At 69.0% G+C, this 23,176-nt stretch carries 18 protein-coding genes and 1 tRNA gene; 5 read left to right on the top strand and 14 right to left on the bottom strand.

Going from position 1 to position 23,176, the window contains the following annotated elements:
* Positions 1-8 precede the first annotated feature (8 nt).
* The 3 genes from AB0O21_RS29370 to AB0O21_RS29380 are packed head-to-tail and all read left to right on the top strand — an operon-like array spanning position 9 to position 3,557.
* Entirely contained in the window at positions 9-1,583 is a 1,575-nt protein-coding gene (locus tag AB0O21_RS29370) for a hypothetical protein (protein ID WP_365175876.1), read from the top strand.
* Positions 1,580-2,101 carry a Pycsar system effector family protein gene (locus AB0O21_RS29375; protein ID WP_365175877.1) on the top strand — a complete coding sequence of 174 codons (522 nt, stop codon included), beginning with the start codon at positions 1,580-1,582 and terminating at the stop codon, positions 2,099-2,101. The genes AB0O21_RS29370 and AB0O21_RS29375 overlap by 4 nt, the downstream gene beginning before the upstream one ends.
* Before the next feature lie 25 nt (positions 2,102-2,126).
* Entirely contained in the window at positions 2,127-3,557 is a 1,431-nt protein-coding gene (locus AB0O21_RS29380; protein ID WP_365175878.1) for a M48 family metalloprotease, read from the top strand.
* Positions 3,558-3,618: 61 nt separating this feature from the next.
* On the opposite strand, the gene AB0O21_RS29385 is transcribed toward AB0O21_RS29380, so the two are convergent.
* The 9 genes from AB0O21_RS29385 to AB0O21_RS29425 form a co-directional block, all read right to left on the bottom strand.
* Positions 3,619-7,518, bottom strand: a complete 3,900-nt coding sequence (locus AB0O21_RS29385) for a DNA-directed RNA polymerase subunit beta' (RefSeq protein WP_365175879.1) — start codon at positions 7,516-7,518, stop codon at positions 3,619-3,621.
* Positions 7,519-7,613: 95 nt separating this feature from the next.
* Positions 7,614-11,096 (bottom strand): DNA-directed RNA polymerase subunit beta, encoded by a 3,483-nt coding sequence (gene rpoB / locus AB0O21_RS29390; protein WP_365175880.1) that lies wholly within the window; start codon positions 11,094-11,096, stop codon positions 7,614-7,616.
* A 550-nt stretch (positions 11,097-11,646) separates the two neighbouring features.
* Positions 11,647-12,030, bottom strand: coding sequence for a 50S ribosomal protein L7/L12 (gene rplL / locus AB0O21_RS29395; protein WP_365175881.1), 384 nt, complete (start codon positions 12,028-12,030; stop codon positions 11,647-11,649).
* A gap of 111 nt (positions 12,031-12,141) precedes the next feature.
* Entirely contained in the window at positions 12,142-12,672 is a 531-nt protein-coding gene (gene rplJ, locus AB0O21_RS29400) for a 50S ribosomal protein L10 (RefSeq protein ID WP_030026650.1), read from the bottom strand.
* Positions 12,673-13,025: 353 nt separating this feature from the next.
* Positions 13,026-13,754, bottom strand: a complete 729-nt coding sequence (gene rplA / locus AB0O21_RS29405) for a 50S ribosomal protein L1 (protein ID WP_030388881.1) — start codon at positions 13,752-13,754, stop codon at positions 13,026-13,028.
* Positions 13,755-13,842: 88 nt separating this feature from the next.
* A complete protein-coding gene (rplK, locus tag AB0O21_RS29410) occupies positions 13,843-14,277 on the bottom strand; it encodes a 50S ribosomal protein L11 (protein ID WP_030154660.1) in 435 nt (144 codons plus the stop codon).
* 166 nt (positions 14,278-14,443) lie between these two features.
* Entirely contained in the window at positions 14,444-15,367 is a 924-nt protein-coding gene (gene nusG / locus AB0O21_RS29415) for a transcription termination/antitermination protein NusG (protein ID WP_365175882.1), read from the bottom strand.
* Positions 15,368-15,451: 84 nt separating this feature from the next.
* The gene (gene secE / locus AB0O21_RS29420; protein WP_365175883.1) at positions 15,452-15,733 is read right to left on the bottom strand and encodes a preprotein translocase subunit SecE; all 282 of its coding nucleotides are present in this window, start codon (positions 15,731-15,733) and stop codon (positions 15,452-15,454) included.
* 107 nt (positions 15,734-15,840) lie between these two features.
* Positions 15,841-15,913 (bottom strand) — tRNA-Trp (locus tag AB0O21_RS29425).
* Between the two features lie 204 nt (positions 15,914-16,117).
* Here AB0O21_RS29425 and AB0O21_RS29430 point away from each other — a divergent pair.
* Together AB0O21_RS29430 and AB0O21_RS29435 are read left to right on the top strand one after the other, a co-directional pair.
* The gene (locus AB0O21_RS29430; protein WP_365175884.1) at positions 16,118-17,344 is read left to right on the top strand and encodes a pyridoxal phosphate-dependent aminotransferase; all 1,227 of its coding nucleotides are present in this window, start codon (positions 16,118-16,120) and stop codon (positions 17,342-17,344) included.
* Between the two features lie 257 nt (positions 17,345-17,601).
* Entirely contained in the window at positions 17,602-18,621 is a 1,020-nt protein-coding gene (locus AB0O21_RS29435) for an adenosine deaminase (protein WP_365175885.1), read from the top strand.
* A gap of 8 nt (positions 18,622-18,629) precedes the next feature.
* Here the strand turns inward: AB0O21_RS29435 and AB0O21_RS29440 are convergent, their stop codons facing one another.
* From AB0O21_RS29440 to AB0O21_RS29460, 5 genes are all read right to left on the bottom strand, one after another.
* The gene (locus AB0O21_RS29440) at positions 18,630-19,046 is read right to left on the bottom strand and encodes a hypothetical protein (protein ID WP_365175886.1); all 417 of its coding nucleotides are present in this window, start codon (positions 19,044-19,046) and stop codon (positions 18,630-18,632) included.
* 16 nt (positions 19,047-19,062) lie between these two features.
* Positions 19,063-20,178 carry a UDP-N-acetylmuramate dehydrogenase gene (locus tag AB0O21_RS29445; RefSeq protein WP_365175890.1) on the bottom strand — a complete coding sequence of 372 codons (1,116 nt, stop codon included), beginning with the start codon at positions 20,176-20,178 and terminating at the stop codon, positions 19,063-19,065.
* Positions 20,175-20,594: a DUF3291 domain-containing protein gene (locus AB0O21_RS29450; RefSeq protein ID WP_365175887.1), complete on the bottom strand. Its 420-nt coding sequence runs from the start codon at positions 20,592-20,594 to the stop codon at positions 20,175-20,177. Before AB0O21_RS29450 ends, AB0O21_RS29445 begins: the two co-directional genes overlap by 4 nt.
* A gap of 66 nt (positions 20,595-20,660) precedes the next feature.
* Positions 20,661-22,115 carry a DHA2 family efflux MFS transporter permease subunit gene (locus AB0O21_RS29455; RefSeq protein WP_365175891.1) on the bottom strand — a complete coding sequence of 485 codons (1,455 nt, stop codon included), beginning with the start codon at positions 22,113-22,115 and terminating at the stop codon, positions 20,661-20,663.
* A 93-nt stretch (positions 22,116-22,208) separates the two neighbouring features.
* Positions 22,209-22,778, bottom strand: a complete 570-nt coding sequence (locus AB0O21_RS29460; RefSeq protein WP_365175888.1) for a helix-turn-helix domain-containing protein — start codon at positions 22,776-22,778, stop codon at positions 22,209-22,211.
* Positions 22,779-23,176: the final 398 nt, after the last annotated feature.

Consider the following 23,176-nt stretch of genomic DNA (forward strand, 5'->3'; position numbering starts at 1 on the left):
CCCGCGTCATGTCCGATCCCCGCAGATTCGTCCAGTGGGAGCAGCCCGCCGGCCGGCACACGCAGCTGATCGACCCGGTGATCAGCGTGCAGCAGCTCGGCGGGCGCTTCGAGGTGTTCCGCAAGCTCCAGTCCCGCGTCGACCACGCGCTCGTCTTCGCCACGACCAAGGGCGGGTACGTCGCCTTCCTCCCGCCCGACCGCCCCGGCAACACCCGCGGATACACGGCGGCGTACGAGGTCGACATGCGCGTCCACCACGTCGCCGCCGACATACGGCTCCCCAGCGACAACGACGCCTACGAGTTCACGGTGGCCGTGGAGATCAACTGGCGTGTCGAGGACCCGGCCCGCTTCGTGGCGGGCGGCCACCGCGACGTCCCGCGGCTGCTGCTCGGCGAACTGGAGCGGACCGCCCGGCCGGTGGCCCGCGGCTTCGGCATCGCGCAGAGCGCCGACGCCGAAGCCGAACTCTTACGGGTCCTCCCCGCCGCCACCCCGCTCGGCTCCGAGAACGGCATCCACACCACCTGGACCGTGCGGCTGCGCCGCGACCAGGAGAACATCGACCACCAGCTGCGCCTCCAGGCCATCCGGCACGACAGCACCGAGAACATCCTCACCGAGGAGCTCGGCATGGCCTACGACGTACGGCTCGACGAGCGCGCCCGGCAGCAGGACGCGCTGACAGCGGGCCGCGCCATGGCCTACGGCGGCGCGCAGCACGAACTCGCCCTCCAGCAGCAGCAGTGGCAGCACCAGCAGCGCATCGAGCTGAGCCGCCAGCAGGCGGAGCTCCAGCGGGTGGAGGCGGAGAAGATCGCCTTCTACCAGTGGCACCTCCAGCAGGGCGGGGTGCACGCGTGGGCCATGCACCTGGCGCAGCACCCCGAGGACTCCGCGCTGGTCATGCGGACCATGCGGGAGGACCAGCTCCAGCTGATCCGGGACCAGATGCAGCTGGTCGGCCAGCTCCTCACCGACGGCGGCGCCGAACGCCACGAGCTGGAGGGCCCCAAACAACTCGCCCTCCGAGCGGTCAACGACATCCTCAACCAGCGCCTCCCCGGCGTCCCCCACGACCCGCCCCCTCCGTACGAAGCCCAGCCCACCCCCGCCATCCCGGGCGCCCCCCAGCCCCCGTACGGCGCTCCCGCCCAGACCCCGTACGCCGCGCCCCACCAGCCCCCCGGCCAACCCACCCCGGGACCGACCATTCCCCACACCCCGTACGGCCCTCCCGCCGAAACCCCCGCATCCCAGGCCCCGTACGCCGCGTCCCCACAGCCCCCCGGCCAGCCCGCCCCGACCCAGCCCCCGGGAGCCCCCACCCCGGGCCCGACCGCTCCCCAGGCCCCGTACGACCCCGGCCACACCCCCTACGCCCCGTACGCCGCACCCCCGCAGCCGCCCGGCCAGCCCGCACCGGCCCAGCCCGCCGGCGCCCCCGCAGGGCCGCCGCCGACCTTCGCGCAGTGGGAGCCGCCGCCCGGTTACGGGGCGGTGCCCTTCCAGGGGCCCGCACCGGAGCCGGGGCCGGAGTCCAGGACCGAGCCCGGGGCTGACGGGACGGAGCAGCAGTGACGACCACCCCGACCGCGCCTCCGCCCCCGCCCGGCGGCGAGGCCGCCACCCGGCTCCTCGCCGACCTGCGCGCCGAAATAGCCCGGGCGGACAGCAAGGCCTCGGTACTGGTCGCCGCCCTCGGCATGACGGCCGGGGTGGTCAGCGGCCTGCTGGCCGGCAAGGGCTGGCGGCCCGGGGACCTCTCCACGGCGGCCGCGGCCGTGTGGTGGACGGGGGCCGTCGCGCTCGCGCTGGCCCTGCCCGCCCTGCTGCTGGCGGTGCTCCCCCGGTACGGCTCGGCCGAGTGGCAGCCGGGCTCCCCGCTCTCGTACTTCGGCGACATCCGGTCGGCCGTCCGCCAGGGGCGGCTCGCCGAGGCCCTCGCCGACACCGACCGCGACCCCGCCGCCTCGCTCAGGGCGGCGATCGCGGAGAACAGCGTGATCGCCGCCCGCAAGCATCAGTGGATCAGGACCGGCCTGCTCGCCTTCTGCGCGGGCGCGGTCCTGCTCCCCACCGCCCTGCTCATCGGCTGACGTCCCCAGACACCGAAGGATCACCGTGAACCAGCCACCCGAACCGGAGTACCCCGAGTACCCCCAGACCCCACCGGGTCCCCCCGGGCAGCCCCCGCAGACCCCGCAGCCTCCCCAGTACCCGCAGACCCCGCAGACCCCGCAGCCTCCCCGGTACCCGGCGTACCCGCAGACCCAGCAGCCCCCGCCCCACCCGCAGAGCGCGCCGTTACCGCAGGACCCGCAGCCGCCGACCTACCCGCAGCCCTCCCAGTACCCGCAGTACCCCCAGTCCCCGCAGGCCCCGGCCTACCCGCAGTCCCCCCAGTTCGCGCCCCAGGCCCCCGCCTACCCGGCACCCCAGCCGCCCGCGCCCCAAGCCCCGGCCTACCCGGCGGCCCAGCCCCAGCCCCAGCCCCCCGCCTACCCGCTGGCCCCGCAGGCCCCGCAGCAAGGCCACGCCTACCCGCAGGCCCACCCCGCGGCAGCGCCCCCGCAGGGGCCGGTCGACGACCTCGAGTACCAGATCGCCCCCGGCACCCGCGTCCACCTCAAGGCCAACCAAAGGGGCACCGACGCCACCGCGTTCGGGCAGCTCGCCCTGCACGTCCCCGGGTTCCTCATGAGCCTGATCGTGGTGCTGCTGGTCGCCACCATCCTGGAGGCCCTGACCGGCCTGCCCTACTGGATCCCCACCCTCCTCTGGGTGGCCTCCGGCGCCCTCGTCTTCCACCGCCCCAGCGAGGACTTCTTCGCCCGGCACCTGCTGCGCCTGCACCGCCCGCTCCCCCACGAGCTGGCCGCGCTCACCCCGGTCTGGCGCGAGGTCACGGCCCGCGCCGGGGTCGACGGCAGCCGCTACGAGCTGTGGATCGAGGACAGCGAACACCTCAACGCGTACGCGGCCGCCGGCCACATCGTCGGCGTCACCCGCTACGCCCTGGACAAGCTGCCCCGGGCCCAGCTGGCCGCCGTACTCGCGCACGAGCTGGGCCACCACACCGGCGGCCACGCCTGGTCCGGCCTGCTGGGCTGGTGGTACTCCCTGCCCGGCCGGATCGCCTGGCAGGTGATCCGGGCGGTGACCCTCGTCCTCATCAGCGTCACCAGCTTCTTCTCGTACCTGGCCGCCGGCGTCCTGATCATCGTCGTCGCCGTGATCAGCCTCGCGACCATCACCGCGACGTACGGGCTCCCGCTGATCCTGCTCGTGATGCCCTACCTGACGGCGGCCGTGGGCCGGAAGGCCGAGCTCCGCGCCGACGAACACGCCGCCGTACTCGGCTTCGCGCCGATGCTCGCCCAGATGCTGCACGGGGTGATGGCGGCGGAGGAGCACGAGAAGCAGGCCGTGCTCGCCGCGACCGGGAAGCCGTTCACCGAGCCCGGCACGCTCTCCCGGCTGCTGTCCACGCACCCCGACCACCGGACCCGGCTGCACCACCTCCAGCCGTACCTCCAGCCCACCGGGCGGTAGGAACGCCTCAGGGCGGCCACCCTCTCGGGTGACCGCCCTGCGGTTACTGCCTGTATCCGACTCAGCCGTTGTAGGGGCCGTAGTCGTAGTCCTCCAGCGGGACAGCCTGGCCGGAGCCGGTGCCGAAGGGCGAGTAGTCGATGTCGTCGTAGCCGACGGCCGAGTACATCGCGGCCTTCGCCTCCTCGGTGGGCTCCACCCGGATGTTGCGGTAGCGGGCGAGGCCCGTACCGGCCGGGATGAGCTTACCGATGATGACGTTCTCCTTGAGGCCGATCAGGGAGTCGGACTTGGCGTTGATCGCCGCGTCCGTCAGGACCCTGGTCGTCTCCTGGAAGGAGGCCGCCGACAGCCACGACTCGGTTGCGAGCGAGGCCTTGGTGATACCCATCAGCTGCGGACGGCCGGAGGCGGGGTGACCGCCCTCGGTGACCACACGACGGTTCTCGGTCTCGAACTTCGACCGCTCGACCAGCTCGCCCGGCAGGAGCTCCGCGTCGCCGGACTCGATGATCGTCACGCGGCGCAGCATCTGCCGGATGATGATCTCGATGTGCTTGTCGTGGATCGACACGCCCTGCGAGTTGTAGACCTTCTGGACTTCGCCGACCAGGTGGACCTGGACGGCACGCTGGCCGAGGATGCGCAGCACGTCGTGCGGGTTGGTGGCACCCATGGTGAGCTTCTGGCCCACCTCGACGTGGTCGCCCTCGTGCACGATGACCTTGGCGCGCTTCGAGATCGGGAACGCCGTCTCGTCGCTGCCGTCGTCGGGCGTGATGACGATCTTCTTCGTCTTCTCGGTCTCCTCGATCCGCACGCGGCCGGCGGCCTCGGAGATCGGGGCGACACCCTTCGGGGTACGGGCCTCGAAGAGCTCGACGACACGCGGCAGACCCTGCGTGATGTCGTCACCGGCCACACCACCGGTGTGGAAGGTACGCATCGTCAGCTGGGTACCGGGCTCACCGATGGACTGGGCGGCGATGATGCCGACCGCCTCACCGATGTCGACCAGCTTGCCGGTGGCGAGCGAGCGTCCGTAGCAGAAGGCACAGGTGCCGACCGCGGACTCACAGGTCAGGACCGAGCGGGTCTTGACCTCCTCGACGCCGTTGGCGACCAGGGCGTCGATGAGCACGTCACCGAGGTCGACGTTGGCCGGCGCGATGACCTTGCCGTCGATGACGACGTCCTCGGCCAGCATGCGGGCGTAGATCGAGGTCTCGACGTCGTCGGCCTTGCGCAGCACGCCGTCCTCGCCGCGAACGGCGATCTTCAGCTTCAGGCCGCGCTCGGTGCCGCAGTCCTCCTCGCGGATGATCACGTCCTGCGAGACGTCCACCAGACGACGGGTCAGGTAACCCGAGTCGGCGGTACGCAGGGCGGTGTCAGCGAGACCCTTACGGGCACCGTGCGTGGAGATGAAGTACTCCAGAACGGTGAGGCCCTCACGGAAGGACGCCTTGATCGGACGCGGGATGGTCTCGTTCTTCGCGTTCGACACCAGACCACGCATACCGGCGATCTGTCGCATCTGCATCATGTTTCCTCGGGCACCCGAGTCAACCATCATGAAGATGGGGTTCGTCTTGGGGAAGTTCGCGTTCATCGCCTCGGCAACCTCGTTGGTCGCCTTGGTCCAGATCGCGATGAGCTCCTGCGTGCGCTCGTCCTTGGTGATCAGACCGCGCTCGTACTGCTTCTGGACCTTCTCGTCCTGCTCCTCGTAGCCCTTGACGATGGCCTTCTTGGCCTCGGGCACGACGACGTCGGAGATGGCCACGGTGACGCCCGAACGGGTCGCCCAGTGGAAGCCGGCCGCCTTCAGGTTGTCGAGCGTCGCCGCCACGATGACCTTGGGGTAGCGCTCCGCCAGGTCGTTGACGATCTCGGAGAGCTGCTTCTTGCCCACCGAGTAGTCGACGAACGGGTAGTCCTCGGGCAGCAGCTCGTTGAAGAGCGCGCGGCCCAGGGTGGTCTTCAGACGGAAGCTGTCGCCCGGCTGGAACTCCTGCTCGCCCTCCTCGGCGACCGGCGCCACCCAGCCGCGCGGCGGGATGGTGCCCACCGGGAAGCGGATGTCGACGGACGACTGGAGCGCCAGCTCGCCGTTGTCGAACGCCATGGTCGCCTCGGCCGTGGAGCCGAACGCGCGGCCCTCGCCCTTGGTGTCACGGAGCTCACCGTCGGTGGTCAGGAAGAACAGACCCAGGACCATGTCCTGCGTCGGCATCGTGACCGGACGGCCGTCGGCGGGCTTGAGGATGTTGTTCGAGGACAGCATCAGGATGCGGGCCTCGGCCTGCGCCTCCGCGGAGAGCGGCAGGTGCACGGCCATCTGGTCACCGTCGAAGTCCGCGTTGAACGCGGTGCAGACGAGCGGGTGGATCTGGATGGCCTTGCCTTCGACCAGCTGGGGCTCGAAGGCCTGGATGCCGAGGCGGTGCAGCGTGGGCGCACGGTTCAGCAGAACCGGGTGCTCGGCGATGACCTCTTCGAGCACGTCGTACACGACCGTGCGGCCGCGCTCGACCATGCGCTTCGCCGACTTGATGTTCTGCGCGTGGTTCAGGTCGACCAGGCGCTTCATCACGAACGGCTTGAAGAGCTCCAGCGCCATGGCCTTCGGCAGACCACACTGGTGCAGCTTCAGCTGGGGACCGACGACGATCACGGAACGCGCGGAGTAGTCCACGCGCTTGCCGAGAAGGTTCTGACGGAATCGACCCTGCTTGCCCTTCAGCATGTCGCTGAGGGACTTCAGGGGACGGTTGCCGGGACCGGTCACCGGGCGACCACGACGACCGTTGTCGAAGAGGGCGTCGACGGCCTCCTGGAGCATGCGCTTCTCGTTGTTCACGATGATCTCGGGGGCACCGAGGTCGAGAAGGCGCTTCAGGCGGTTGTTGCGGTTGATCACACGGCGGTACAGGTCGTTCAGGTCGGAGGTCGCGAAGCGGCCACCGTCGAGCTGCACCATCGGACGGAGGTCCGGCGGGATGACCGGGACGCAGTCCAGAACCATGCCCTTGGGCTTGTTGCTGGTCTGCAGGAACGCGGAGACGACCTTGAGGCGCTTGAGCGCACGGGTCTTCTTCTGGCCCTTGCCGGTACGGATGATCTCGCGGAGGCGCTCGGCCTCCTCCTCCAGGTCGAAGGACTCGAGACGCTTCTGCAGCGCGGCGGCGCCCATGCAGCCGTCGAAGTACGTGCCGAAGCGGTCACGCAGCTCGCGGTACAGGAGCTCGTCGCCCTCCAGGTCCTGGACCTTGAGGTTCTTGAAGCGGGCCCACACCTCGTCGAGGCGGTCGATCTCGCGCTGGGCGCGGTCGCGGAGCTGCTTCATCTCGCGCTCGGCACCTTCGCGCACCTTGCGGCGCACGTCGGCCTTCGCACCCTCGGCCTCGAGCTCGGCCAGGTCGCTCTCGAGCTTCTTGGCACGGCCTTCGAGGTCCGCGTCACGGCGGTTCTCGATCTGCTGGCGCTCGACGGAGACGTGGGCCTCCAGCGACGGCAGGTCGCGCTGACGGCGCTCGTCGTCGACGAACGTGATCATGTACGCGGCGAAGTAGATGACCTTCTCGAGGTCCTTCGGCGCGAGGTCCAGCAGGTAGCCAAGGCGCGACGGGACGCCCTTGAAGTACCAGATGTGGGTGACGGGAGCGGCAAGCTCGATGTGGCCCATCCGCTCGCGGCGCACCTTGGCGCGCGTGACTTCGACGCCACAACGCTCACAGATGATGCCCTTGAAGCGGACACGCTTGTACTTGCCGCAGTAGCACTCCCAGTCCCGGGTAGGACCGAAGATCTTCTCGCAGAAGAGTCCGTCCTTCTCGGGCTTGAGGGTGCGGTAGTTGATGGTCTCCGGCTTCTTGACCTCGCCGTGCGACCAGGTTCGGATGTCGTCCGCGGTGGCAAGGCCGATCCGCAGCTCGTCGAAGAAGTTGACGTCGAGCACTGTGCGTCAATCCCTCTTTCGGGGTCGAGTCTCAATCATGGTCTGAACGGTCCCGGGGCGGCCGGGGGATCACTCGGATCCCCCGGCCAGGCCCGTCAGACCTCTTCGACGCTGCTCGGCTCGCGCCGGGACAGGTCGATACCGAGCTCCTCCGCCGCGCGGAAGACGTCCTCGTCGGTGTCGCGCATCTCGATGGACATGCCGTCCGAGGACAGCACCTCCACGTTGAGGCAGAGCGACTGCATTTCCTTGATGAGCACCTTGAAGGACTCGGGAATGCCCGGCTCGGGGATGTTCTCGCCCTTGACGATGGCCTCGTAGACCTTCACGCGGCCGGTCACGTCGTCGGACTTGATCGTCAGGAGTTCCTGGAGCGCGTAAGCGGCGCCGTATGCCTCAAGCGCCCACACCTCCATCTCACCGAAGCGCTGACCACCGAACTGCGCCTTACCACCCAGCGGCTGCTGCGTGATCATCGAGTACGGACCGGTCGAACGGGCGTGGAGCTTGTCGTCGACCAGGTGGTGCAGCTTGAGGATGTACATGTACCCGACCGAGATCGGGTCCGGGAACGGCTCGCCGGAGCGGCCGTCGAACAGGCGCGCCTTACCGGTCGGGAGCACCATGCGCTCGCCGTCGCGGTTCGGGATGGTGTGCTGGAGCAGGCCGGCCAGCTCGTCCTCACGCGCACCGTCGAAGACGGGGGTGGCGACGTTGGTGCCGGGGGCGACCTGGTCGGCGCCGATCGCCTGGAGGCGCTGCGCCCACTCGTCCGCGAGGCCCGAGACGTCCCAGCCGCGGCTGGCGAGCCAGCCGAGGTGGATCTCCAGGACCTGTCCCGGGTTCATTCGGGACGGGACACCCAGCGGGTTCAGGATGATGTCGACCGGCGTGCCGTCCTCAAGGAAGGGCATGTCCTCGATCGGAAGGATCTTGGAGATGACACCCTTGTTGCCGTGGCGGCCGGCGAGCTTGTCACCGTCGGTGATCTTGCGCTTCTGGGCGACGTAGACGCGGACCAGCTGGTTCACGCCCGGGGGAAGCTCGTCGCCCTCCTCGCGGTCGAAGACGCGGACGCCGATGACCTTGCCGATCTCACCGTGAGGGACCTTCAGCGAGGTGTCACGCACCTCGCGGGCCTTCTCACCGAAGATCGCGCGGAGCAGGCGCTCCTCCGGGGTCAGCTCGGTCTCACCCTTGGGCGTGACCTTGCCGACCAGGATGTCGCCGGCGACGACGTCCGCACCGATGCGGATGATGCCGCGCTCGTCGAGGTCCGCGAGGACCTCCTCGGAGACGTTCGGGATGTCCCGGGTGATCTCCTCGGGGCCGAGCTTGGTGTCACGGGCGTCGACCTCGTGCTCCTCGATGTGGATCGAGGAGAGGACGTCGTCCTGCACGAGGCGCTGCGACAGGATGATCGCGTCCTCGTAGTTGTGGCCTTCCCACGGCATGAACGCGACGAGCAGGTTCTTGCCGAGGGCCATCTCGCCCTCTTCGGTCGCCGGGCCGTCGGCGAGGACCTGCGACTCGACGATGCGGTCGCCCTCGTTGACGATCACCTTCTGGTTGACCGAGGTGCCCTGGTTCGAGCGGGAGAACTTCGCGACGCGGTACGTGGTGTACGTGCCGTCGTCGTTGGCGACGGTGATGTAGTCGGCCGAGACCTCCTGGACGACACCGTCCTTCTCCGCACGGATCGAGTCACCGGCGTCGACCGCACAGCGGTACTCCATGCCGGTGCCGACGAGCGGGGCCTCCGCCTTGATGAGCGGAACGGCCTGGCGCATCATGTTCGCACCCATGAGGGCACGGTTGGCGTCGTCGTGCTCGAGGAAGGGGATCATCGCGGTCGCGACGGACACCATCTGGCGCGGGGAGACGTCCATGTAGTCGACGTCGTCGCCGGCGATGTAGTCGATCTCGCCACCACGACGGCGAACCAGGACGCGGTTCTCGGTGAAGCGCATCTCATCGTTCAGGGCGGCGTTCGCCTGGGCGATGACGAAGCGGTCTTCCTCGTCGGCGGTCAGGTAGTCGACCTCGTCGGTGACGACGCCGTCGACGACCTTGCGGTACGGGGTCTCGACGAAACCGAACGCGTTGACGCGACCGTAGGACGCGAGCGAGCCGATCAGACCGATGTTCGGGCCTTCAGGGGTCTCGATCGGGCACATGCGGCCGTAGTGCGACGGGTGAACGTCACGGACCTCGAAGCCGGCCCGCTCACGGGACAGACCACCGGGACCCAGAGCCGAGAGACGACGCTTGTGCGTCAGACCCGACAGCGGGTTGTTCTGGTCCATGAACTGCGACAGCTGGCTGGTGCCGAAGAACTCCTTGATGGAGGCGACGACCGGCCGGATGTTGATCAGGGTCTGCGGCGTGATCGCCTCGACGTCCTGGGTGGTCATGCGCTCGCGCACGACGCGCTCCATACGAGCCAGACCCGTGCGGACCTGGTTCTGGATGAGCTCGCCGACGTTGCGCAGACGACGGTTGCCGAAGTGGTCGATGTCATCGGTCTCGACCACGATCGAACGGCCGGACTCGCCGGTCGTCTCGGTCTCGCCGGCGTGCAGCTTGACCAGGTACTTGATCGTCGCGATGACGTCGTCGGTGGTGAGCACACCGGCGTCGAGGGGCTCGTCGGCGCCGAGCTTCTTGTTCACCTTGTAGCGGCCGACCTTCGCGAGGTCGTAGCGCTTGGGGTTGAAGTAGAGGTTCTCGAGCAGCGTCTGAGCGGCCTCACGGGTCGGCGGCTCGCCCGGGCGCAGCTTGCGGTAGATGTCGAGCAGCGCGTCGTCCTGACCCTGGGTGTGGTCCTTCTCCAGGGTGGCGCGCATGGACTCGTACTCGCCGAACTCCTCGAGGATCTGCTCGGTGGTCCAGCCGAGAGCCTTCAGGAGGACGGTGACGGACTGCTTGCGCTTGCGGTCGATGCGGACACCGACCATGTCGCGCTTGTCGATCTCCATCTCCAGCCAGGCACCCCGGGAGGGGATGATCTTGGCGGAGAAGATGTCCTTGTCGGACGTCTTGTCGATGGAGGAGTCGAAGTAGACACCAGGGGAACGGACAAGCTGCGACACGACGACACGCTCGGTGCCGTTGATGACGAAGGTGCCCTTGTTGGTCATGAGCGGGAAGTCGCCCATGAAGACCGTCTGAGACTTGATCTCTCCGGTCTCGTTGTTCGTGAACTCGGCCGTGACGAACAGCGGAGCCGCGTACGTGAAGTCGCGCTCCTTGCACTCGTCGACGGAGTTCTTCGCCGGCTCGAAACGGTGGTCGCGGAAGGTCAGCGACATCGACCCGGAGAAGTCCTCGATCGGCGAGATCTCCTCGAAGATCTCTTCCAGACCGGACTTGGTGGGGACGTCCTGTCCACTCTCAAGCGCCGACTCGACGCGAGACTTCCAGGCGGCATTGCCGAGCAGCCAGTCAAAGCTCTCGGTCTGCAGCGCCAGGAGGTTCGGAACCTCGAGCGGCTCCTTGATCTTTGCAAAGGAGATGCGCAGCGGGGCAGTGCTGGCACCGGTGTTCGTATTGGTCGAGGCGTTGCGCGAGGCGGCCAAGAGGGGGTCCTTCCGAGGGCTCGGACTCACTACGCGCGTACCGGTCCCAGCCGACACATAAGACCAACCCCCCGATCCGGCTAAAAGGCCAGGTCAGGACGGTTCAACCAAGTGTGCTTCAGCGTGGGCATGTCCCTGGCGACGGGCAGGGGACAGCTAACAGGCAGCGCAAAGGGTCAGTGTAGCCACTCGGCTCACTGATGTCCAGACCAGGTTTCCGGAAACCGGCAACAGGCCTTCCCCATGTCGTAACGTCGCGACCCTCGCACAGAGAGTGCGTATCAGTACTGCCCTCTTCGAAGCCGATCCATGCCTCGGATCTCGGATCGAGGCGGTCGAGCTGCCGACGGGACTGAGAATTGCGCGCCTGGTCCCGTTCGTCAAGGCCCCCTGCTCCGTGCGGATCATCTTCGGACCCTGCTGCGGGGCAACGATGATCACCCTACTCCCCAACGACGCACGGGCAAGTCAGGCACTGCGGATACGCCAAAGGGCGACCACCCTTACGGGTGATCGCCCTTGGCTGGGGCCTCAGAGGGCCCCAGAGGTGTTACTTGACCTCGACGGAGGCACCGGCACCCTTGAGGGCCTCGGCGGCCTTGTCAGCGGCCTCCTTGTTGACCTTCTCGAGGACGGGCTTCGGGGCACCGTCAACGAGGTCCTTGGCCTCCTTCAGGCCCAGGGAGGTCAGCTCGCGCACGACCTTGATGACCTGGATCTTCTTGTCACCGGCGCCGGCGAGGATGACGTCGAACTCGTCCTTCTCCTCCGGGACCTCGGCGGCGGGGCCACCGGCGGCGGGACCGGCAACGGCGACGGCCGCGGCGGCGGTGACGTCGAACTTCTCCTCGAAGGCCTTCACGAACTCGGAGAGCTCGATGAGGGTCATCTCCTCGAACTGGGCGAGGAGGTCGTCCTGAGAGAGCTTCGCCATGATGGGCGATCCTTCCACTAATTCGGCAGGTGCCGATGTGTCTATAGAGGCGGGCGTAACGGCCCGCTACGACCCGCGCACTAGGCGGCGCGGATCAATGCGCGAGCCGAATTACTCGGCACCGCCCTGCTCGGCGAGCTTGACGCGAAGCGCTTCCGCGGTGCGGACGAACTTCGACGGCAGCGCCTGGAAGAGCGAGGCAGCCTGAGACTGCTTGCCCTTGAACGCGCCGGCCAGCTTGCTGAGCAGAACCTCGCGGGACTCGAGGTCCGCAAGCTTCTTGATGTCGTCGGCGGAGAGAGCCTTACCGTCAAGGACACCGGCCTTGATGATGAGGTTCGGGTTCTCCTTGGCGAAGTCACGCAGGGCCTTCGCCGACTCCACCGGGTCACCGGTGATGAAGGCGACCGCGGTCGGACCAGCGAAGTGCTCGTCCAGCGCGGTGATCCCGGCCTGGTTGGCCGCAATCTTGGTCAGCGTGTTCTTCACCACGGCGTACTGGGCGTTCTCACCGAGGGAGCGACGCAGCGTCTTGAGCTGCGCGACGGTGAGACCCCGGTACTCGGTCAGCACGGCGGCGTTCGAGCTCTGGAACGCGTCCGTGAGCTCGGCTACCGATGCAGCCTTGTTGGGCGTCGGCATGGTGCGTTCGCCTCCTTCCGGGTGATGAGGACCGCTCAGAAGGGGCTGACAAACAAAAACGCCCCGGCGTAGGCGCCAGGGCGTAGCTCAACCGAACAGAGTCCGGGAACTTTCCACAGTCACCTGCGCGGGTCGTCCGTAGTCAACGGATCCTTCGGCCACCACACCCTTGCAGGCACGGCAACGACCAGCGGTCTTTGGCTTCTGGTGAAGCGTACGCGAAGGGTTCCGTTCGAGGCAAATCGCCTCCGAGGCCCTCCGAAGCCCCCGGTCCCCCCACGGACGACGGGCCCCCCGCCACCCCGGTGAAGGGGGGCGAGGGGCCCGTTCAGCCATGCAGTGAGCGCTCAGGCTCAGACCGCGGCCGGGTCTTCCTCGACGAGGAGGTTCCGGGTGCGGTTCGGGTCCAGCTGGATGCCGGGGCCCATGGTGGTGCTCAGGGCGGCCTTCTTGATGTAGCGGCCCTTCGCGGCGGACGGCTTCAGACGAAGGATCTCGTCCAGGGCCGCGCCGTAGTTCTCGACCAGCTTGTCATCGGAGAAGGAGACCTTGCCGATGATGAAGTGCAGGTTCGAGTGCTTGTCGACGCGGAACTCGATCTTGCCACCCTTGATCTCGGTGACAGCCTTCGCGACGTCCATCGTGACGGTGCCGGTCTTCGGGTTCGGCATGAGGCCACGGGGACCGAGCACGCGGCCGAGGCGGCCGACCTTGCCCATGAGGTCCGGGGTGGCCACAACGGCGTCGAACTCGTTGAGGCGGTTGCCCTTGGCGATCTCGTTGATGAGCTCGTCGTCGCCGACAATGTCGGCGCCGGCGGCTTCCGCGGCCGCAGCACGGTCACCGGTCGCGAAGACCAGGACCCGGGCGGTCTTGCCGGTGCCGTGCGGGAGGTTCACGGTGCCGCGGACCATCTGGTCGGCCTTGCGCGGGTCGACACCCAGGCGGAAGGCGACCTCGACGGTGCCGTCGAACTTGGTCGTGGAGGTCTCCTTGGCGAGACGGACGGCCTCGAGCGGGGCGTACAGCTTCTCCCGGTCGACCTTGGCGTCCGCAGCGCGGAGAGTCTTGCTGCGCTTCACTTCTGCTCCTGTGTTTTGGCTTCAGGCATGGAGTCGTGGTGCGGACCAGCGCTTGGTCCTACCACTGGTGGTGCTGGGGGTGGCTGGATCAGCCTTCGACCGTGACGCCCATCGAACGCGCGGTGCCGGCGATGATCTTCATCGCGGCGTCGACGTCGTTGGCGTTCAGGTCGGGCATCTTCAGCTCGGCGATCTCGCGGACCTGGGCGCCGGTGAGCTTGGCGACCTTGGTCTTGTGGGGCTCGCCGGAGCCCTTCTCGATGCCCGCGGCCTTGAGGATCAGGCGCGCGGCCGGCGGAGTCTTGGTGATGAAGGTGAAGGTGCGGTCCTCGTAGACCGTGATCTCCACCGGCACGACCATGCCACGCTGCGACTCGGTCGCGGCGTTGTAGGCCTTGCAGAACTCCATGATGTTGACGCCGTGCTGACCGAGCGCGGGGCCGACCGGCGGAGCCGGGTTGGCCGCACCGGCCTTGATCTGGAGCTTGATAAGCCCCGTGACCTTCTTCTTCTTGGGAGGCATTGCTCTCTCCGGGTCCTAGTGAGAGTTTTCAGCCACCCATCCGGTCATCCGGATGGAGGCATACCGCACCACGATAACGGGTATTGGTGCGGGGCTAAAAACCGAGCAGGTCAGACCGCCCTTCGAGAGGCGATCTGACCTGTCCGGAAGCTGTTTGCCCAGAAGATCAGTTCTTCTGGATCTGGTCGAAGCTGAGCTCGACCGGGGTCTCGCGGCCGAAGATCTCGACGAGACCCTTGACCTTCTTCGAGTCCGGGTTGATCTCGTTGATCGTCGCCTGCAGCGTCGCGAACGGACCGTCGGTGACGGTGACCGAGTCGCCGACCTCGAAGTCCAGGACCTCGATGGTGCGCTTGACGGCGGGAGCCGGCAGGCCGGCAGCCTCGGCAGCGGCCTTGTCGGCCTTCTCCTTGGCCTCCGGCGCGAGCATCTTGACGATCTCGTCCAGGGTCAGCGGGTACGGGTCGTACGCGTTGCCGACGAAGCCGGTGACACCGGGCGTGTTGCGGACGACACCCCAGGACTCGTTCGTCAGATCCATGCGGACGAGAACGTAACCGGGCAGCTTGTTCTGCCGGACGTTCTTGCGCTCGCCGTTCTTGATCTGGACGATCTCTTCCTCGGGCACCTCGGCCTGGTAGATGAACTCCTCGACGTTCAGCGAGACGGCGCGCTGCTCCAGGTTGGCCTTCACGCGCTTCTCGTAGCCCGCGTAGGTGTGGATCACGTACCACTCGCCGGGGAGCAGGCGGAGCTCGTCGCGCAGGGCCTGAATGGGGTCGACGGGCTCGGCGGGCTCGACCTCGGCGGCCTCCTCGGCCTCCTCGTCGGCTGCGTCCTCGACCTCGGCGTCGCCCTCTTCCTCGGCGTCGTCGGCAGCCGGCTCGACCTCGGCGTCGTCCTCGACCTCAGCCTCGGCGTCGACCTCGTCCTCGACGTGCAGCGCGGCCTCTTCGGCGGCGACACCCGCCTCGGCGTCGGCGAGCTCGGCCTCATCGGGGTCCACAGCGTCTGCCGCCTCGACGATGTCGAGCTCGTCCTCGACGGACTCGACGGAGTCGTGGCTCGCGTTCAGGTTCGGGTCAGACACGGTGGCTGCTTCTTCCTGGATACAAAAGGTGGTGGAACATGCGAAAACGGGCGGCACCCATCAAGGCGCCGCCCTCCGCGGGGATCAGCCGAAGACGAACTTGATGGCTTCCTGGAACCCATAGTCAATCACGGTCACCAGACCGATCATGATGACCACGAAGACAATCACCACGGTGGTGTACGTCGTGAGCTGGTTGCGAGTGGGCCAAACAACCTTGCGGAGTTCCGCGACGATCTGGCGGTAGAACAGCGCGAGCCGGCCGAAGAGGCCCTTCTTGCCGCGCTTGCCGCCCTTGCGGGTCTTCTTCTCGCGCGTCTCGTCCTCGGCGTCAGGCATGTCGATGGAGCCCAGGGCGTCCGTCACGTCTCTCACCTGAATCCGGGTCGTGGCCGTACCGCGCCCGGTTGCGCCGCACGGCGTTGCATCGAAGTACGTACCTGCGCACACACGTCCCAGAAAGGAGTGTGGAGCAGGGCCGGAGGGACTCGAACCCCCAACCGCTGGTTTTGGAGACCAGTGCTCTACCAATTGAGCTACGACCCTTTGCGTCCCCCAACCTACCGCATCCGGGCGAGTGCACGGAGTGCTCACGCTCTGCAGCGGTCGGCGAGGTCCAACGACAGGTGAGTGTACGTGAACCACGCCCTGACGTCGAACAGCACCGGACCGTGGGCACTCCGGCCATGCTCCGGTCCGGTAACTGAAACGGTGTGCGGCGCCTGTTTGCCGTCTGGGACGATTGCCCGCATGACCTCTGCAACGCCTTCCTCCGAGCGCCGCGTCTCCGCCCGTATCGGCGCCATTTCCGAGTCCGCCACCCTCGCCGTCGACGCCAAGGCCAAGGCCCTCAAGGCCGCCGGGCGCCCGGTGATCGGCTTCGGTGCCGGCGAGCCCGACTTCCCGACCCCGGACTACATCGTCGAGGCGGCGGTCGAGGCCTGCCGCAACCCCAAGTACCACCGCTACACGCCGGCCGGCGGCCTGCCCGAGCTGAAGGCCGCAATCGCCGCCAAGACGCTCCGCGACTCGGGCTACGAGGTCGACGCGTCGCAGGTCCTGGTGACCAACGGTGGCAAGCAGGCGATCTACGAGGCCTTCGCGGCCATCCTCGACCCGGGTGACGAGGTCATCGTCCCGGCTCCGTACTGGACCACCTACCCGGAGTCCATCCGTCTCGCCGGCGGTGTCCCGGTCGAGGTCGTCGCCGACGAGACCACCGGCTACCGCGTCTCCGTCGAGCAGCTCGAAGCGGCCCGCACCGAGCGCACGAAGGTCGTCCTCTTCGTCTCCCCGTCCAACCCGACGGGCGCGGTCTACACCGAGGCCGACGCCGAGGCGATCGGCCGCTGGGCCGTCGAGCACGGCCTGTGGGTCCTCACGGACGAGATCTACGAGCACCTCGTCTACGGCGACGCGAAGTTCGTCTCGCTGCCCGCGATCGTCCCCGAGCTGGCCGACAAGTGCATCGTCGTCAACGGCGTCGCCAAGACGTACGCGATGACCGGCTGGCGCGTGGGCTGGATCGTCGGCCCCCGCGACGTCGTGAAGGCCGCGACCAACCTGCAGTCGCACGCCACCTCCAACGTCTCCAACGTGGCCCAGGTAGCGGCGCTGGCCGCCGTCTCCGGCAACCTGGACGCCGTCCACGAGATGCGCACCGCGTTCGACCGCCGCCGCCAGACCATCGTGCGGATGCTGAACGAGATCGACGGCGTCATCTGCCCGACCCCCGAGGGCGCGTTCTACGTGTACCCGTCGGTCAAGAACCTCCTCGGCAAGGAGATCCGCGGCAAGCGCCCGCAGACCTCCGTCGAGCTCGCGGCCCTGATCCTCGACGAGGTCGAGGTCGCGGTCGTCCCGGGCGAGGCCTTCGGCACCCCCGGCTACCTCCGCCTGTCCTACGCCCTGGGCGACGAGGACCTGGTCGAGGGCGTCTCCCGCATCCAGAAGCTCCTGGCGGAGGCCAAGGCCTAGGCCTGGCGCGGCCCGCAGCAGCCCTGAGCGGCGCCCTCCCCCACCGGGAAGGCGCCGCTCAGGCGTTCCCGGCCCAGTCCCGGCGGGGCCGGATTGCCCGCAGGGCAACTCCAGCCTCGCCGGCGTTTGAGGCGCGGGGCCGGGCAGAGCCCGGGAGGCTCCGCGCAGCGGCCCGACCCCCCGCGCGCACGTTCGGGCAAGCCCCCAAAAGGTAAAACCCCCTCCCGCCCAGCGCAGCGGTACGGCAGGATCGCCAAATGGAGCACGCACGCGATCTCACGCTTCTGCCCAAGGCACACCTCCACCTGCACTTCACCGGCTCGATGCGCCCATCGACCCTCCTGGAGCTGGCCGACAAGTACGGCGTCCGGCTCCCGGAGGCCCTCACCGCCGGCGAGCCGCCCAAGCTCCGCGCCACCGACGAGCGCGGCTGGTTCCGCTTCCAGCGGCTCTACGACGCCGCCCGCTCGTGCCTCCGCGAGCCCGACGACATCCAGCGCCTCGTCCGCGAGGCCGCGGAGGAGGACGTACGGGACGGCAGCGGCTGGCTGGAGATCCAGGTGGATCCCACCTCCTACGCCCCCCTCCTCGGCGGCATGATCCCGGCCGTCGAGATCATCCTCGACGCGGTGGACACAGCCTCCCGCGAGACCGGCCTCGGCATGCGGGTCCTCATCGCCGCCAACCGCATGAAGCACCCCCTCGACGCCCGCACCCTCGCCCGCCTCGCCGTCCGCTACGCCGACCGCGGCGTCGTCGGCTTCGGGCTCTCCAACGACGAGCGCCGCGGTATGGCCCGCGACTTCGACCGGGCCTTCGCCATCGCCCGCGAAGGCGGCCTCCTCGCCGCCCCGCACGGCGGCGAGCTCACCGGCCCGTCCTCGGTGCGGGACTGCCTCGACGATCTGCACGCCGCCCGCATCGGGCACGGCGTACGGGCCGCCGAGGACCCCCGCCTGCTCAAGCGGCTCGCCGACCGGCAGATCACCTGCGAGGTCTGCCCGGCGTCCAACGTCGCGCTCGGGGTGTACGAGCGGCCCGAGGACGTGCCGCTGCGCACCCTCTTCGAGGCCGGGGTCCCCATGGCCCTCGGCGCGGACGACCCGCTGCTCTTCGGGTCCCGGCTCGCGGCCCAGTACGAGATCGCCCGCCGCCACCACGGCTTCACGGACGCGGAGCTCGCCGAGCTGGCCCGCCAGTCGGTGCGCGGTTCGGCCGCGCCCGAGGACGTACAGGCCAAGCTGCTGACCGGAATCGACCACTGGCTGGCGGCCTGACGGCCTGATCAGCGGGTGAGCCGCAGGTCCCCCTCGTAGCAGTCGGCGCGCACCCGGCCGCCGTCGGGGAAGCCGATCTCCAGGTGGGTGCGGCCCTGTTCGGGCAGCGCGAACTCGGCGACCGAGGCGACGGTCTCGCCGAGGTGGCGCAGGAAGGGGTGGTCGCCGAGGTCCTCACCGACCTCGATGCGGCCCCACTCCCCCATGTCGTAGGGCTCGTGCGGCGGGGCGGACTCCACGATCAGGCACTGGTCGGAGCCGGTGGTGATCCGGATGGAGTCGCCGACGCTGTCGATCAGCCAGACGTCCAGAGGGGCCTCGGAGCGCTCGCCGTCGCTGATGTGCCAGGACGCGACGACTCGGCTGAGCGTGCGCCCCACGAGGCGGGTGGGGTCCGTACCGGCGCCGTGCAGGGGACAGAGCATGGGCGGCCGGGACTCCTCAGATGCTGACGCCGACCGTCACCGGTTCGTTGACCAGGGTGACGCCGAAGGCCGCGTGGACGCCCGCGACGACCTCGCGGGCCAGGGCGAGGAGGTCCTCGGTGGTGGCCTCGCCCCGGTTGGTGAGGGCGAGGGTGTGCTTGGTGGAGATGCGCGCGGGGCCGGTGCCGTAGCCCTTGGTGAAGCCGGCCTTGTCGATCAGCCAGGCCGCACTGGTCTTCGTACGGCCGTCGCCCGCGGGGTAGGCGGGCGGGGCGGTGTCGGTGCCGAGGCGGTCCTGGACGCGGGCGAGGAAGGCCGTGTAGGCGTCGTCGGTCAGGATCGGGTTGTGGAAGAAGGAGCCGGCCGACCAGGTGTCGTGGTCGGCGGGGTCGAGGACCATGCCCTTGCCGGCGCGCAGGCGCAGAACGGTCTCGCGGGCGGTGGCGGCGGGGACCCGGTCGCCGGCCTCGACGCCGAGGGCGCGGGCCGTCTCGGGGTACTTGATCGGTGCGGAGAGCCCGCCCGCGTCTTCCAGGGCGAAGCGCACGCGCAGGACGACGTAGCGGTCGGGCTGGTCCTTGAAGGTGCTGTTGCGGTAGCGGAAGTCGCACTCGGAGGCGGTCAGCGTGACCGTTTCGCCGCTGGTGCGGTCGTAGGCGACGACCTCCGTGATGGTGTCGCAGACCTCCTGGCCGTAGGCCCCGACGTTCTGGATCGGGGTCGCACCGGCGGAGCCGGGGATTCCGGCGAGGCATTCGATGCCGGCGAGGCCCGCCTCGACGGTGCGGGCGACGGCGTCGCTCCAGTTCTCGCCGGCGGCGAGCTCCAGGGTGGTGCCGTCGAGGGTGAAGCCGGTGGTCGCGATGCGCAGGGCGGTGCCGTCGAAGCCGCGGTCGCCGATGACCAGGTTGCTGCCGCCGCCGATGACCAGGAGCGGGGTGCCGCTCTCGTCGGCGGCGCGGACGGCGGCGACCACCTCGGCGTCGGTGGTCGCGGTGACCAGGCGCCGGGCGGGGCCGCCGAGGCGGAAGGTGGTCAGCGGGGCGAGGGGGGCGTCGTGGAGTTCCTGCACGTGGACAAGAGTACGGTCCGTGCCCCTCGCATCCCTGCGGGGCCACGGACCGCGGCTCAGTGGTTCGGCTGTTCCGCCTGCTCGTCCGCCTGCTCGGCGAGGCGGCGCTCGGCCTCCTCCCAGCTGATGGGCAGCTCGGAGGCCCGTACGGTCCAGAAGGTGAAGGCCGATTCCTTCATGTACGCGCTGGCCGCGCGCGAGCTGGTGCGGTGGGGCTCGCTGCGGGCGAAGCGGTAGAGCGCGTCCCGGTCCTCCCAGGCGGAGAGGGTGAGGAAGGTCCGGCGCGGGACCCGCGCCCGCAGGGCGGCGCCGTGGGCGCCGGTGGCCTTGCGGATCTGGCCGATGATGCCGGGGGACTTGAGGAAGAACCTGACGGCGCCGATGAGGGTGGCGGTCTCGAAGCGGGAGGCCATGACGTAGACCTCGGCGTCGGGGGCGGCGGGCGGGGTGGGGGTCAACCAGGGGATGTCGGGCACGGCGATCACTCCTTAGTCCGGATCACGCGATGGTAATGGTCTAACTCACATTTCGACTACTACATTTCAGCTGGCCGCGGGGACCTTGTCCGGGACCGGAGCGGCAGCGGCGACGCCCGGGGCGCCCGCCGCCCTGCGCGGCATCAGCAGGGCGACGACGGCGGCCAGGGCGACCACGGCGGCGCCGATCCAGAGGGCCGGGATCGTGCCGTCGGTGAAGGCCTGCGGGGACTCGTAGCCGCCCTGGGCGGAGAAGACGGAGGCCAGAACGGCCACGCCGAGGGCCCCGCCGACCTCGCGGAGGGCGTTGTTCGTCCCGGAGGCCTTGCCCTGGTCGGCGGGGGCCACGGTGGACATCAGGACGTTGACGGCGGGGGCGAAGTACATGGCCATGCCGATGCCGCTGAGGATCAGCGCGGGCAGCTGGGCCGCGTACGAGACGTCGGTGCCGAGGATCATCGCGAACCAGCCGAGGCCGACGGCCTGGAGCGCCAGCCCGGCGGCGACGACAGGACGGCCGCCGATCCGGTCGGAGAGGATCCCCGCCAGCGGGGCGACGATCATCGGCATACCGGTCCAGGGGAGCATGCGCAGCCCGGCCTGGGTGGGCGTGTAGCCGGCGACGCCCTGGAGGAACTGGGCGAGCAGGAAGATCGAGCCGAACATGCCGAGGAACATCAGCAGGCTGGCCACGTTGATCCCGAGGAAGCCCCGGTCCCGGAAGAGCCGCATGGGGAGCATGGGGTTCGCGTTGTTGAAGCCGTGGTGGATGAACCCGCCGACGAGCACGGCTCCCGCGATCAGCCCGGTCAGGACGGGGGCGCTGGTCCAGCCCTCGGAGTTGGCGTTGACCAGGGCGTAGACGATGCCGAAGAGACCGCCGCTGATCAGCAGGGTGCCAGGGATGTCGAGGCGCGCGCCGGGGACGGTGGACTCGGCGAGGCGCAGGCGGGCGAGCGGGATCAGCGCCACCCCGATCGGGACGTTCAGCCAGAAGATCCACTGCCAGGAGATGTGCTCGGTCAGACTGCCGCCGATGAGGGGGCCGCTGGCCACGGCGATACCGCCCGCGGCGCTGAAGATGCCGAGGGCCACGCCCCGACGGGCGACCGGAACGGCGGCGGTGAGCAGGGTCAGGGTGAGCGGCATCATGATCGCGGCGCCGACGCCCTGGACGGCGCGGGCCGCGATGAGCGCGTCGATCCCGGGCGAGAGGGCGGCCGCGGCGGAGGCGCCGGTGAACACGGTGAGCCCCGCGATGAACAGCCTCCGCCGCCCGAACCGGTCACCGAGGGCGGCACCGAGCATGAGGAGGACGGCGAAGGTGAGCGTGTAGGCGTTCACCGTCCACTCCAGGTCCTCCAGCCTGCCGCCGAGGTCCGCGCGGATGGCGGGGAGGGCGGTGGTGACGACGAGGTTGTCGAGGGCCGCCATGAAGCTGGCGACGCCGGTGATGACGAGAGCCCAGACGGCGGGCCCGCGGAGCCTGGCGCCCGCGTCCGTCCCCTGCGCGTTCCCGATCTGCGTGCTCACGATTCCCCCTGCGGGTTTGTTAGTTATCAATGACTAACTTTCGAAGCCATGGGCATGCACGCCGGCCGACCGGCGCGCTCTCTACTTCCCCAGACGACCCTTGACCCGAGCCTCGGGGTACAGGCCCTCCCAGACCCGGTGCTCGGGCGGGAAGCCCATGGCGGCGAGGGTGTTGATCAACATCCCGTGCGCCATGAAGGTCGTGGTCTCCTCCACGTTTCCACCGACGGGCACGTTGACCGTGTCCCAGAGCTCCATCCACCCCCTCCGGACGAGCTCGCCGAGCTCGCGATCCCCGGCGGCCTCGGCGGCGGCGACGGTGGCGTACATCTGGAGCTGCATCTGAAGCTTGTCGGGATCCTCGGAGATGAGCCTGGTGTACGCGTTCGCCATGGCGCTCGTGGCCTCCTCGCCGTGCAGCCCCTCGGAAGCGGCACCGAGGACTTCGAGGGTGTCCTGCATGCAACGCTCGGAGGCGGCGAGAAAGATGGCGAGCTTGTTCGGGAAGAGCCGGAAGAGGTACGGCTGGGAAACCCCCACCCGCTTGGCGATCGCCTCGGTGGAGGTCCCGTAGTACCCCCCGCGGGCGAACTCGTGCATCGCCGCACGAATGACGCTCTCACGCCGCTCTTCTGCGCTCATCCTTGCCATGCGGCAAAGTTAGTGCTCAATCACTAACTACGTCAAGGGGTGGTGGTGGGTGGGGGTGGGGGTGGGGCGTGAGGGGGCGGGCGGGGGCCGTAAGGAGGCGGGTGGGGGCCATAAGGAGGCGGGTGGGGGCGGTCGGGTAAAGCGGGGTGCACGACGGGGGTGCAGTGGGGCCTGCACGCAGGCCGGGCGGGGTCGGGGTTGGCCGGGGCCACGCTGACCGGAATCAGAGATGTCCTGGGGGGTTTCCCGTCAGTCCCATAGTCCTTCCGTGTCGGGCCGGCCTGTAAAGGGCGCTCACTTCGTTCGCGTCGCTTCGCGATGGCCTTCGGCCACCCTTGACAGTGAGGATGGTGGTGGCACCGTTCGGGGGTCTGACCCGTCCCTTGACTGACGTCCCT

Origin of the sequence: Streptomyces sp. NPDC091371, from assembly GCF_040684275.1 — a bacterium.
Lineage (GTDB): Bacteria > Actinomycetota > Actinomycetes > Streptomycetales > Streptomycetaceae > Streptomyces.

Excerpts from the sequence above, each read along its gene's own strand:
- AB0O21_RS29460 (WP_365175888.1), bottom strand. The coding sequence starts at position 22,778 with ATGGCAAGGATGAGCGCAGAAGAGCGGCGTGAGAGCGTCATTCGTGCG.
- AB0O21_RS29435 (WP_365175885.1), top strand. The coding sequence starts at position 17,602 with ATGGAGCACGCACGCGATCTCACGCTTCTGCCCAAGGCACACCTCCAC.
- AB0O21_RS29440 (WP_365175886.1), bottom strand. The coding sequence starts at position 19,046 with ATGCTCTGTCCCCTGCACGGCGCCGGTACGGACCCCACCCGCCTCGTG.
- AB0O21_RS29370 (WP_365175876.1), top strand. The coding sequence starts at position 9 with ATGTCCGATCCCCGCAGATTCGTCCAGTGGGAGCAGCCCGCCGGCCGG.
- rplK (WP_030154660.1), bottom strand. The coding sequence starts at position 14,277 with ATGCCTCCCAAGAAGAAGAAGGTCACGGGGCTTATCAAGCTCCAGATC.
- rplJ (WP_030026650.1), bottom strand. The coding sequence starts at position 12,672 with ATGCCGACGCCCAACAAGGCTGCATCGGTAGCCGAGCTCACGGACGCG.
- AB0O21_RS29430 (WP_365175884.1), top strand. The coding sequence starts at position 16,118 with ATGACCTCTGCAACGCCTTCCTCCGAGCGCCGCGTCTCCGCCCGTATC.
- rplL (WP_365175881.1), bottom strand. The coding sequence starts at position 12,030 with ATGGCGAAGCTCTCTCAGGACGACCTCCTCGCCCAGTTCGAGGAGATG.